The sequence below is a fragment of the Morococcus cerebrosus genome, from assembly GCF_022749515.1.
In the GTDB taxonomy this organism is placed as follows: domain Bacteria; phylum Pseudomonadota; class Gammaproteobacteria; order Burkholderiales; family Neisseriaceae; genus Neisseria; species Neisseria cerebrosa.
Genome location: NZ_CP094242.1, coordinates 1,831,231 through 1,843,920, shown reverse-complemented (window position 1 = coordinate 1,843,920; position 12,690 = coordinate 1,831,231). Strand labels below are relative to the sequence as shown.

The window sequence follows — 12,690 nt, the reverse complement described above, 5'->3', positions numbered from 1 at the left end:
TTCCCGCCTGCGCGGGAATGACGGCATTAAAGAATCGGCAGTTTGCAAATAGGTCGTTCAAATTAAGTGATTCGATTCTTATCTTTAGAATCCGAAAAGATTAATCAGCAAAAATAGGAAAGGGAAAAAAATGGGATTTTTTAGCGAGTTACATGATGATTTGGTGCAGGTTGAAAAGAAAATTGCCAAAGTGGATGAGTCGATGTTGTCAGAACAGGAGCGCGAACAGTATGAATTGATTACGGCGGTGGCTTCATTGATGATTGATAACCCTGAGTTATGGGAAAAGAAGTGTTTATACAATATACAGTACATAGGTAATGGTTTTAAGAGTCGAATTCAAAATTTACAGGACAATATTTCTGAGCTAGAAGCTGCACATATCTATGAGTGCATGGTTAGGTTTTTAGTTGAGCTTGATTTGAGCTATGGGCTGGAAGGGCTCAATTTTTTGAAAAGTGATTCATTTGGAAAAGTAATAATACCTTTAAAAGATAAAATGTATTTCCCTCGAAGTGAATATGCAGGTCAGCTTAACTATGCTTTTTACAAAATGCCGATAGATATACTGTGTTCTTACATGGGCAACAAGGGCTTTAAGACATTTTTTGAATTTGATGAAAGAAGAAACGCTTGGATTCGGATTTCAAGTGCAACACTAGGGTACCAGTGGTTGGAACAGATTTAAGAATAAAACACTTGGCGTTTCGTAGCCAAGTGTTTTTCTCGGCCGGTGGTTCAACTCATCTTGAACCCTGCGTATCTCCCGATCGCTGATGTTTCGGAAATCGGTTTGTTTGGGGAAATATTGCCGGATGAGTCCATTGGTGTTCTCATTCAGCCCTTTCTCCCAAGAATGGTAAGGGCGGCAAAAATAGGTTTTCGCCTTCAATGCTTTGGCTATTTTGGTGTGTTGGTAGAACTCTTTGCCGTTATCCATGGTGATGGTGTGGACTCTGGCTTTATATGCCTTTAATACCCTAATGGCCGCCCGGGCAGTGTCTTCGGCTTTTAAGTTCTTTAATTTGCAGATGATGGTGTAGCGGGTAACGCGTTCGACCAAGGTCAATAACGCGCTTTTCTGATTTTTGCCGACGATGGTGTCGGCCTCCCAATCGCCGATGCGGGTTTTCTGGTCGACGATAGCAGGTCGGTTCTCTATGCCGACGCGGTTGGGCACTTTGCCTCTGGTCCATGTGCTGCCGTAGCGTTTGCGGTAGGGTTTGCTGCATATTCTGAGATGTTGCCACAAAGTGCCGCCGTTGCTTTTGTCTTGGCGAAGGTAGCGGTAAACGGTGCTGTGATGGAGTGTGATCCCGTGGTGTTTATGCAGGTAGGCACATACTTGTTCGGGACTGAGTTTGCGGCGGATAAGGGTGTCGATGTGTTGAACCAGCTGCGAATCGAGCTTATAGGGTTTTCGCCGGTGCTGTTTGGTCAGCCGGCTTTGCTTCTGTGCTTTTTCGGCGCTGTATTGCTGTCCTTGGATGCAGTGCCGCTTGATTTCGCGGCTGATGGTGCTTTTGTGGCGGTTGAGCTGTTTGGCGATTTCGGCGATGGTGCAGTGGCGGGACAGGTATTGGATATGGTATCGTTCGTCTTGGGTCAGTTGTGTGTAGCTCATGGCAATCTTTCTTGCAGGAAAGGCCGTATGCTACCGCATACTGGCCTTTTTCTGTTATGGAAAGTTGCACTTCAAATGCGAATCCGCCACGCTTTAGAAAAATCGATTCAAAAATATCAGAATGAAGTCAACGAAAAAATAGTTGAAGTTCAACAAAGAATAAATGATGTAGATAAACTTAAGGAAAAATTAGACGAATACAAAACAGCTTTTACTTTTGTCGGTTTGAACAAAGGCTTTGAAAATCTATTGAGACAAAAAAACGAAGCCAAAACAAAAACTTTTCGGTTGTTGAGTGGTTTGGCAATAGTTACAATTCTACCTTTAGGCTTCAGCTTCTACGAAAAATTTATGGCAGGTGTAGATATTTTATGGCAATCCATGCTGCCCGTCATTGGCTTGGAATTTATTTTAATCTATTTCTTCAGAGTGGTTTTAACTCATTACCATTCGATACAGACTCAAATCATGCAGTTGGAACTGAGACAGTCGTTGTGCGAATTTATCCAAAGCTATGCCGAGTACGCGAAAAAAATCAAAACTAATGATAAAGACGCGCTGGAAAAATTCGAAAACCTGATTTTCAGCAGCATTCTGTCCAATCCGGATAAAGTGCCGGGTACATTCGATGGTGTGGAAGGGTTAACGTCTTTGTTGAAAGAATTGAAGAAATAAAATGAAGGTCGTCTGAAATTCTAAATCGGTTTTTTAAACGGATTTCGTGGGCAAAGCCCACGCTACGGTATGGTTCTATCAATATGGTCAGTGTAGGTTGGGTCGAGACCCAACAAAGTCTGTCGAGTGTTCGCAATGTTGGGTTTTCAACCCAACCTACCCAAAAGGTCGTCTGAAAAGGCTATCAACCGACGATTCATCTGAAATAATCGCTCGGAGATGTTTGCCCTGATGTCGGCGGCTCAATCAGGATATTGAACTGCTTGGCAAACGGGCTATAACGTTCTTTCTACTAAAAAGGTCGTCTGAAAACCTGAATCGGTTTTCAGACGACCTTTGCTTTGAGGCTTAGACTATACCTTGTCTTCTTCGTTTTCCACCGCTTTGGGCGGAACGGGCGCGAACCAGCCGACCAAGAGCAGCAATATTCCGACGATGATGAAAGAGGCGATTCGGGCGATGCCGTCGCTGTTGGAAAGCTCGATGAGGAAGAGCTTGATGACGACGATGGCCATCAGCGCCGCGCCGGTTATCCAGAAGGGGCGCAGTTTGCGACGGTTGCCGTACACCATCAGGATGATGGCGGTCACTGCCCAGACGACGGAGAGGCTGGCTTGCAGACCAAAGGATTGGAGCATGATGTCGAGGCGCCAAGTGATGCCGTCGTAGAAGTGCCACAGCCGCATCACGCCCGCGCTGATGACCATGAATGCGAGGGCGGCGACGCCGGGCGCGTTCACGCGGCGGTATTCTGCAGGCAGGGCTTCGGGCAGGGACTTCAGGGCAAACCACAGCATTCCGGCGCAGGCGAGCTCCAGCGGGTTAAGCAGCGGGATATATGGCAACGGCACGGGTTGGAACGGCGTGGAGAAGTTCGTCCATATCATCCAACTTGCGGCGGCAAGGGCGGCTATCGGCAGGGCGAAATGCTGATAGGAGGCTTGATGTCGTCTGAAAAAGCCGCGCTGCCGCTGCGTATGGAAGACGACCCACATGATTAGCGGTACGGCAAGCCACGAGAGCTGCGACCAAACGCCGTCGAGACGATAGCCTACATACATTCCTGCCCAAAGCGACCAAAGGATGCCGATCAGGATGATGTTGAGTTTGTGCAAGCCGATAGGCGCATTAGTTTGGCGGTTATTCAGGATGACGAAGTTCAACACGGTGGCGGCGGCAAGCGGCAGGGCTGCGGCGGCCGTCCATAGGTGTTCGAGGTGATAGCCGATGAAGTGCAGGGCAAACAGGGGCAGGAATGCCAAGGTCGTCTGAAAAAGCTCTTTCCAGTTCAAACGGTTGGCAAGCAACAGCAAGGCGGTGAATATCGGCAATGCCCAAAGCTCGATAAACAGGGTTTCTTCGCCCGTCCATTGGGTATAGGTGGCGAAGCCGCCCAACATCAGGGCGATAACGAGGATAGCCCAGCCTGCAATCTGCGAGAACGGGAGGGTTTGGTCTTGTTTGCCTTGGTTTTCCGATGCTTCGGTTTGGACGCGCGAATATTGCAGCATGTAGGCCGCGGCAAACAGCAGCGGCGCGGCGGCAAAGAGGTGCCAGTGTGTCAGGAAGCCGTTGGATTCATTATTAATCGAGGCTTGGAAGAGCAGGATAAAGATTGCATTGCCCAAGGCGAATGTGCTGAACACGTCCGACTTGCCTTTGCCTCGGCAGAACGCCCAAGCTGCCACCAAAGCAGAGAAAATGATGATGCTGCCGCGTTCCGCGAAAAACAGTAAAGGCAGGATGGATGTGTAGAGCAGGGCGGCGCAGAGGGCTGCGTTTTGAAGCGTCTGTTCCCAGTGTGCCGAGCCTTTACGGCGGTAGAGGTGCCATTGCAGGTAAATTGCTGCGCCGCCGAACAGGGTCAGCAGGGTGGTGAACCATTGACCTTGCAGGATGGTGGATCCTCCCTCCTGATAACCGCTCAGTTGGGTCAGCGCCGCCAGCAGATAAACAACGAGCGCACCCAAACGCATATGCGGACGCTGTTGGCGCAGTCCGAAGAAATACACGAGCGCGGATTCTACCGTCCACAGGATGACAGTGTTGCCGCGTTCAAAATAAAGCGGAACGGCGAGCGTGAGGAAAAGCAGCGACAAGGCAACAAACGCCTGACGCAGGATATACAAACCCTGTTGCCGTTTCAGCATCAGCGCGGCAAGTCCGTAAACGGCGGCGAAGCCCAGCGCGGAGAATGCGTCCGCAGACGGCCAGTGTTCCACCATGCGGTATTGCAGTCCGAACGCCGCCGCCATCGTGCCGAACAATAAAGTATGGTCGAGGACGTGGACGCGCAGGCCGTGGGAGCAGATGCTGTTCCAAATTTCTTCCAGCGTCGCATTGTCGGCAACGGGCGCGAGTGTGTCTTCGCGGTTTTCCGTCAGCTTGCGGCGGGCAAACAAATAGGCGATGAAGGTGTAGAGCAGCCAGTGGTAAATCAGGAAAGGCTCGGTGGTGGCGAAATGCTGCGGCGTATAGCTTTGCATGCCCCACAACGCGGCGATGGAGAAGGATCCGGCAAAACCCGTCAGGTTCAGCGGCCGCCATGCCTTAAACCAGGCAATCGCCGCTACGCCGGCGTTGAGTAGGGAAAGGTAGGAGAACAGCACCAAATAATTGCCGCTGCCGTCCGATACCAGGATGGGCGCCGCCAGACCGCCGACCAAGGCGACCTGCGCCATAATCTGCGCGTTTTGCCTGATCGCCAGCAACGCCATTAATACGACCATCGCCACCATCAGCACGAACACGATCGGTGCGGGCAGCAGCGGATGCAGTTTCAACGCCGCCAAAGCGGTCAGATACATCACCGCCACGCCGAAGCCCTGCAACACCAAGCCGTATTCGCGTTTTCGGCTTTGCAGCTTCCAGCCGCCGATGACCGCCGCCAGACCCGCACCTGCTACGGTCAGGTAACGCATTTCCACCGGCACATGAATCCGCTCGGAAGCATAGCGCAAGAGGAACGCCAAGCCGAGGAATAGCACCACGATACCGGTTTTCAGCAGCGGATTGCCGCGCAGGAACCAAGCAACAATCGGATTTTCGGAGAATTTGAAATCGAAACCTTCTTCCTTATGGATAACGGTTTCACTGGATTTTGCGTCTGCGGTTTCAGCGATATTTTCAGACGACATCGGCACTTCGTTTTCAGACGACGTCAGCAAGGCAGGCGCGTCTTGTTCGAGTACGTCCTCTTGAATAGCGGAAACTTGGGCAGGCGTTTCGACGCTGTCTGCGTGCAAAGCAGGTTCGGGCTGTACGGAAGGTTCAGCGGAAACAGGGGGAACAGGTGTAGAAAAAGAGGGTGTAGCAACCGGTTCGACGTGCGGCTCGGCGGGCGCATTGTCCGCCGTTACCAAAGGTTCAACCTTCTCATGAAGCGGCGCAGGGGTCGTCTGAATATTGTCGGTATGTTCGGACAAAACAGCACGCAGTTTCCGCGCCTGCCCGACTCCCGTTTTATCTTGAACGGTTTCATGTTCCAAAGCCGTCAAACGCTGTTTCAACAACTCGATTTCTTTTTCCAGATTTTGCAGTTTGGCATCACGTTCTTCCTGACGCGGCTTGCCGAGTTCCCGTGCAAACAACCATAAAATAGAGCCGAAAATGACGCCGACGGTCATTTCGTCAAGAAAATAGCCAATGAGGATGGGGATGAGTAGGCAGAAATACTGCATAAAACACCTGTCCGATAACGGTAAAAATATGCCAATTGTAGCATCCTTGTCATGAGAAGGATGTATAGAAGGCGTAACGGTAGGAAAAGGTGTTGTGCGGTAATAGAAGATGTGTCAGTGAAGCAAAAAGGTCGTCTGAAAACCCGAAATCCGTTTTCAGACGACCCGTCTTTATTTTTTCCAATAAGCCGGTGTCAGCAAAATCAACACCGTAAAAATCTCCAAGCGGCCCAGCAGCATCACGGCCGAACACAGCCATTTCTGCACATCGCTCAATACCGCATAGCTGCCCGCAGGTCCGACTTCGCCCAAGCCCGGTCCCGCATTGGTAATACACGCAATGACGGCGGTGAAGGCGGAGATAAATTCCATCCCGCTTGCCATCAGCAAAAAGCTGAACACAATCGTCGTCATGAAATAAATCGAAATAAACGCCATCACTGTCAGCGCCATGCGGTCGGGAATCATGCGTCCGTTGACCTTGACCGTACGCACCGCTTTCGGGTGCAGCAGAATCATCATCTCGCGCAGGCTGAATTTGAACAAGACCAACGCCCGCACGTTTTTAATGCCGCCCCCCATAGAGCCGGAGCTTGCCAACAGGTTGGACAGGAAAAACATCCACAGCGACACGATCAGCGGCCATTGCGCGAAATCCGTGTTGGAAAAACCGCTTGCCAGTCCGATGGAGACAAAGTTGAAGCTGACAAAACGCAGCGAATCCCCAAAGGTTGCATAAAAATCCTTCTGCCACAGATACACCGCCGACATCAAAATACTGCCCGCCAGCAGCACCAGCAGTACGCGGCATTCCTCGTCCTGCCAATAGGATTTGAGCGAACGCCGTGTCAGCGCCGTGAAATGCGTGGCGAAATTCACACCGCCCCAAAGCGTGAAAAACATGACCGCCCACTCGACGGTCAGCGAATCAAAATAAGCGATGCTGGCATCGTGTGTCGAAAAACCGCCCAGCGACACCGCCGACATCGCATGGCAAAGCGCGTCAAACCAGCTCATCCCCGCAAAATGCAGCGTCAGAAAAGCCGCCGTCGTCGTCATCGTATAGAAGAACCAAAGCTTTTTTGCCACCTGCGAAATGCGCGGCGCCATCTTGCTTTCCTTGTCCATCCCCGGAATTTCAGCCTTGAAGAGCTGCGTTCCGCCCACGCCCAGCATCGGCAGAATCGCTACCGCCAGCACGATGATACCCATGCCGCCCAGCCAGTTGAGCATATGCCGCCAAAAATTCACCGACGGGGCCAGCGTGTCCAAGCTCGTCATGACCGTCGCGCCTGTCGTCGTCAGTCCGGACATCGCCTCAAAAAACGCATCGGTAAAACTGATGCCCGGGATGTGAATATAAATCGGCATCGCTGCCACCAGCGCAAATGCCAGCCACAACATCAAAACCAACGTAAACCCGTCGCGCGGGCGCAGCTCGCGGCGGAAATGGAAGGTCAGCAGCCAAACCGCGCAAGAGGTCAGCGTCGTCGCCAAAGCCGTGTAGGCAAACGCCGGAAACGCGTTGTCCAGAAAAAAATACGACATCAGCGTCGGTACTGCGAGCACCATGGAAAACAGCAGCCCCAGTCTGGACAAAACGTGGACAATAGGGAGGAACTTATACATATCAATTAATCTTAACAAACCGGCCGAATCATCCGGCGGCATGGGATGGCGATGAGGAAGCCGATATTTTCAGACGACCTTATCGTCATCAGTAATCGCAAACAGACTTTATTTTAACAAATTATTGCCTTGCCTAGACGCAAAAGGGTAGAAGCGGAGGTCGTCTGAAAACCACATCCGCATCCCGTCCCGCGTTTGCCAGAAAACCCGCTTAAAGGTAAAATCCCGTATTCCAACATGGGTACTGCATCATGACTAAATTTATTTTCGTAACCGGCGGCGTCGTATCTTCACTCGGAAAAGGTATCGCCGCCGCTTCTATTGCCACCATCCTCGAATCGCGCGGTCTGAACGTGACCATGCTCAAGCTCGATCCTTATATCAACGTCGACCCCGGCACGATGAGTCCGTTCCAGCACGGCGAAGTGTTCGTGACCGACGACGGCGCGGAAACCGACCTCGACTTGGGACACTACGAACGTTTCATCAACGCCACCATGACCCGCCGCAACAGCTTCAGCACGGGGCAGGTGTACGAAAACGTCATCGCCAAAGAACGCCGCGGCGACTACCTCGGCGGTACGGTTCAAGTCATCCCGCACATTACCGACGAAATCAAACGCCGCATCCACGAAGGCGCGGCGGGTTACGATGTTGCCATCGTCGAAATCGGCGGTACGGTCGGCGACATCGAATCGCTGCCGTTTTTGGAAGCCATCCGTCAGATGCGCAGCCAGTTGGGACGCAACAACACCTTGTTCGCCCACCTGAGCTACGTCCCCTATATCGCCGCCGCCGGCGAAATCAAAACCAAACCGACCCAGCATACCGTTAAAGAAATGTTGAGCATCGGTTTGCAGCCCGACATCCTGATTTGCCGCATGGATCGGAAAATGCCGGCGGACGAACGCCGCAAAATCGCCCTGTTCTGCAACGTGGAAGAGCGCGCGATTGTGGGCAGCTACGACGTGGACAGCATCTACGAATGTCCCGAAATGTTGCACGACCAAGGCATCGACAACATCATTACCGAGCAGTTGCAGCTGAACGTACAACAGGCGGATTTGACTGCGTGGAAAAAAATCGTCCATGCCATCAAAAATCCGAAACACACCGTCAAAATCGCCATGGTCGGCAAATACGTCGATTTGACCGAATCCTACAAATCGCTGATCGAAGCCTTGAAACACGCGGGCATCCACACCGAAACCGACGTGCAAATCACCTTCGTTGATAGCGAAAACATCGAGAAAAACAACGGCGACGTTTCCATGCTCAAAGACATGGACGCCATCCTCGTTCCCGGCGGCTTCGGTTCGCGCGGCGTGGAAGGCAAAATTGCTGCCGTGCGTTATGCCCGCGAAAACAACGTGCCGTACCTGGGCATCTGCCTCGGTATGCAGATCGCGCTGATCGAATACGCACGCGACGTCGCAGGCTTGAAAGGCGCGAATTCCACCGAGTTCGACCTCAAATGCGCCGCCCCCGTCGTCGCTCTGATTGACGAATGGCAAACCGCCGACGGCAGCGTCGAAACACGCGACGAATCCGCCGATTTGGGTGGCACCATGCGTTTGGGCGCGCAAGAGGTTGAATTGAAAGCAGGCAGCCTCGCCGCCAAAATCTACGGCAGCGAACACATCCGTGAACGCCACCGCCACCGCTACGAAGTCAACAACAACTACGTTCCCACGCTGGAACAGGCTGGCTTGGTCATCGGTGGCGTATCTGCCGGACGTGAACGCTTGGTCGAAACCATCGAGCTGCCGAACCATCCTTGGTTCTTCGCCTGCCAGTTCCACCCAGAGTTCACGTCCAACCCGCGCAGAGGCCATCCTTTGTTCACCGCGTTTGTCAAAGCCGCGTTGAACAATAAAAAAGGCTGATGCCCAGAAAAAGGTCGTCTGAAAAGAGAAAAAGCACCTCGGTTGAGGTGCTTTTTTGTGTTTTCAGACGACTATACCGGATATTCATTCAGATAAAAATGACTTATCATTATTTTTTTGGGGAGAGTGGAAACCGGTTTTAGGAGTCGGGATGAAGTGTATGGGGGAAAAGCTACTTTCAAATCTCAAATTCCTGCCTATCCATAAATGGTGGGTTTGCGTTTCTATTTGAATCAACTATAAAAAAATGGATGAATGTTGTAAAAAGTCTAAACTCTAATGAATAATAATTCTTATCAAGATGAAAAAGATTGTTTAAATATCGAAAGTTCATTATGATTGCGCAAATTATTCCACGGGTCTTGCTGTTTTTGGTTTTGAGTCTCTTATTTTTGTAAAACGATAGACCTAAATTTGATTCTTTGATTAAAGAGGAGTTTGTATGAAAAAAGCCATTATTGCCCTGACTATCGCGGCTTTGCCTTTTGCAGCATCCGCCGAAGTTGTCCTGTACGGACAAGTTAAAAGCACCATCACCTCCGGACAGGTGAAAATCAAAGGTAACGAAGGTACGGAAAAAAGCGCGACTGCAACCCGTATCAATGACAATACCTCGCGCATCGGCTTCAAAGGCAGCGAAAAACTCTCAGACGACCTCAAAGCCATCTGGCAGGTGGAACAGCGCACTTCCATTTTGGGCGAATCCAATAGCCAAAGTTTCGGCAACCGTGATTCCTTCATAGGCTTGGAAGGCTCATTCGGTAAGGTTCGCGTCGGCAATATGAACAATATGCTCAACGAGATGGATACCATCGACCCTTGGTTGTATAAAACCAACGCGATGGGTTTGGGCATCAACACACGCACCGGTGTGCGCACCACATCCGTACGCTACGACAGTCCTTCGTTCGGCGGGTTCAAATTCAATGCGTCCTACGCGCCACGCGACAACCGCAATCCGGACGACAAATATAAACATGAAAAACCCAGCAAAGAACAATATACCGCCGGTTTGACTTATGAAAACAGCGGTTTCACCACCAACCTTGCCTACGGCCATTACAAAGGCGCGTACACCGACAAGAACGGTAAAATCAAAGCCGCACAAATCGCTAAAATCGAAAGCTACTATGACAAAAACAACCTGTTCGTCGGCGTAGGCGCGCAATATACCAAAGGCCATGAAAGCGCAAATAAATATTTGGGTTACTTTACCGATGATTTCAATACGTACAAAGGCACTGACATTACTGCCGATGCCGGTAAAAATGAAGCCGTCAAAGTTGCCGATGCAGCCGTTACCGTGGGTTATACCTTCGGCAACCTGACCCCGCGCCTCACTTACGCCCACGGCTGGGCGGCAAAAGGCGTGAACAGCGGCGAGAAACTAGTCGATAAATTCGACCAAGTAGTAGTTGGTGCCAACTACAAATTCAGCAAACGTACTTCTATGCTTGCTCATGCCGGTTATATGAAACTGGGCAGCAAAACCCGCCTGACGCCGACTCAAACAGGGTCTGTTGAGCAAAAAGCCGTTTCTTTGGGTATGGTTCATAAATTCTGATGAAACCGTAAGGATAATCAGAAAATATAAAAGGTCGTCTGAAACCTGATTTTGGGTTTCAGACGACCTTTTATCATATAAAAATTTAAATATTTCCAAATTTAATAGAAGGTTCGAATACGGCGGATCTGTTTGTCCTTTTTACATAGGAAAACGCCTTAACAGTTAAAAAAATAAATTATTTTAGAATATTAAATTCTGATGTTCTCGTTTTGAGGTAGTTTTAGATAGTGTGTCAGAGGGGAAAATCTGCCGCATCAAACCTTATTTTTGAGAGGCGAGAAAGCCGCTTAACTCGAACTCGAAAGGCATTCCGTTTTGCGCGCCGGAGCGGGTAATAGACAGGGCGGCAGCGGCGCAGGCCTTGCGTACGGCGATGTCTATGCCTTCGTGCCAGAATACTGCCAATGCGCCGTTGAAGGCATCGCTGGCACCCGTGGTGTCGGAGGTTTGTACCTTAAAACCTGAAACATGGCGCAGACGGCCTTTGGGGTCTTTATATACGGCGCCTTTACTGCCTGAAGTCATCAGGACGGGGCAGGGGGATTTTAAAATCAACTCTTCGGGAGACAAGCCTTGCGGTGCTCCCAAGCTGGCGGCAAGCTCATAGCGGTTGGGTGTTAAGATGGTAATTTGCTCCAACAATTCTTTCGGGATGGCGCGGGCGGGTGCGGGATTAAGGATAAAGGGTTTGTTGTATTTTGCTGCCAGTTTTGATGTGGCTATCACGCACTCCATCGGAATTTCAAGCTGGCTGAGGATGATGTCGGCTTCGGCAAACCGTTCTTCTGCGGCTTCGATGTCGGCAACGGTCAGATACATATTTGCGCCGGCAATAACGATGATGGAATTTTCTTCGTCGGCAACGGTAATGTTTGCCATGCCGCTGTTTTGTCCCATGATGGTTTGGACATAATCGGTACATATGCCTTCGTGGCGGAGGTTGGTTACCATTTCCAGTCCGAAATCGTCGTCGCCGACTGCACCGATGATGGTTACGCATGCACCTAGGCGTGCGGCGGCAACTGCTTGGTTGGCACCTTTGCCTCCCATGTAGCGATGGAATGAGCTTCCCAGCAAAGTCTCGCCCGCGCGCGCGAATTGGGTGGCGCGGGTTACTAAATCCATGTTGATACTACCGACGACGACGACTTTGATATGGAGCATTCTGATATATCCCTTTTGAAACACGATACAACCGTATCAGGCGGTCTTTATTGATATTGAAATATGCAGGAAACCGCATTCTCTATGCCGATAGGCATTTTGCGTCATTGTACCCGCTGGAATTGCAAATGCAATATTAATTCCCGTTTTTCATATTTTAATATCAGATTTTGTTGTAATTAAATCGTAAAATTTCGGAAACTTCATACCGTTTGAATGCTAAATTTGTACATTGGTCGGTTTTTATTTTGTTTTTTATAAAATTTAAATAGAATGGAAAATTTTTTCTGTTTTATATACCATTTTTCTTTCAAGGTCGTCTGAAAGCCCAATCAATACGTTCGTTTTAGCGAAATTCACTTTGTCCGTTTTAGCGAAACCCGCTTCACTCTTTTTAGCGAAACTCGCTACGCTCGTTTTCAGACGACCTTTTTCCAACCCTGCTACAATACGCCTTTTATTGTT

8 protein-coding genes are annotated in these 12,690 nt (G+C 50.2%); 4 read left to right on the top strand and 4 right to left on the bottom strand.

The features are described from left to right. Window positions 1–130: 130 nt before the first annotated feature. The gene (locus tag MON37_RS08695) at window positions 131–688 is read left to right on the top strand and encodes a hypothetical protein (protein ID WP_039407359.1); all 558 of its coding nucleotides are present in this window, start codon (window positions 131–133) and stop codon (window positions 686–688) included. Here MON37_RS08695 and MON37_RS08690 read toward each other — a convergent pair. Next, window positions 659–1,624 (bottom strand): IS30 family transposase, encoded by a 966-nt coding sequence (locus MON37_RS08690; protein WP_242883531.1) that lies wholly within the window; start codon window positions 1,622–1,624, stop codon window positions 659–661. The genes MON37_RS08695 and MON37_RS08690 overlap by 30 nt on opposite strands. Before the next feature lie 27 nt (window positions 1,625–1,651). Here MON37_RS08690 and MON37_RS08685 point away from each other — a divergent pair, with 27 nt between their 5' ends. Continuing rightward, window positions 1,652–2,299, top strand: coding sequence for a hypothetical protein (locus MON37_RS08685; RefSeq protein ID WP_156122135.1), 648 nt, complete (start codon window positions 1,652–1,654; stop codon window positions 2,297–2,299). 353 nt (window positions 2,300–2,652) lie between these two features. Here MON37_RS08685 and MON37_RS08680 read toward each other — a convergent pair whose 3' ends face one another. Both MON37_RS08680 and MON37_RS08675 read right to left on the bottom strand, forming a co-directional pair. Continuing rightward, window positions 2,653–5,979, bottom strand: a complete 3,327-nt coding sequence (locus MON37_RS08680; RefSeq protein WP_039408649.1) for a DUF2339 domain-containing protein — start codon at window positions 5,977–5,979, stop codon at window positions 2,653–2,655. Window positions 5,980–6,150: 171 nt separating this feature from the next. Further along, window positions 6,151–7,608, bottom strand: a complete 1,458-nt coding sequence (locus MON37_RS08675) for a TrkH family potassium uptake protein (protein ID WP_039408651.1) — start codon at window positions 7,606–7,608, stop codon at window positions 6,151–6,153. A 251-nt stretch (window positions 7,609–7,859) separates the two neighbouring features. Between MON37_RS08675 and MON37_RS08670 the strand changes: the two genes are divergently transcribed. Then, the gene (locus MON37_RS08670; RefSeq protein ID WP_003768576.1) at window positions 7,860–9,494 is read left to right on the top strand and encodes a CTP synthase; all 1,635 of its coding nucleotides are present in this window, start codon (window positions 7,860–7,862) and stop codon (window positions 9,492–9,494) included. A 442-nt stretch (window positions 9,495–9,936) separates the two neighbouring features. After that, a complete protein-coding gene (locus tag MON37_RS08665) occupies window positions 9,937–11,058 on the top strand; it encodes a porin (protein ID WP_039408654.1) in 1,122 nt (373 codons plus the stop codon). Window positions 11,059–11,322: 264 nt separating this feature from the next. Here MON37_RS08665 and MON37_RS08660 read toward each other — a convergent pair whose 3' ends face one another. Then, a complete protein-coding gene (locus MON37_RS08660; protein ID WP_039408657.1) occupies window positions 11,323–12,225 on the bottom strand; it encodes a ribokinase in 903 nt (300 codons plus the stop codon). Window positions 12,226–12,690: the final 465 nt, after the last annotated feature.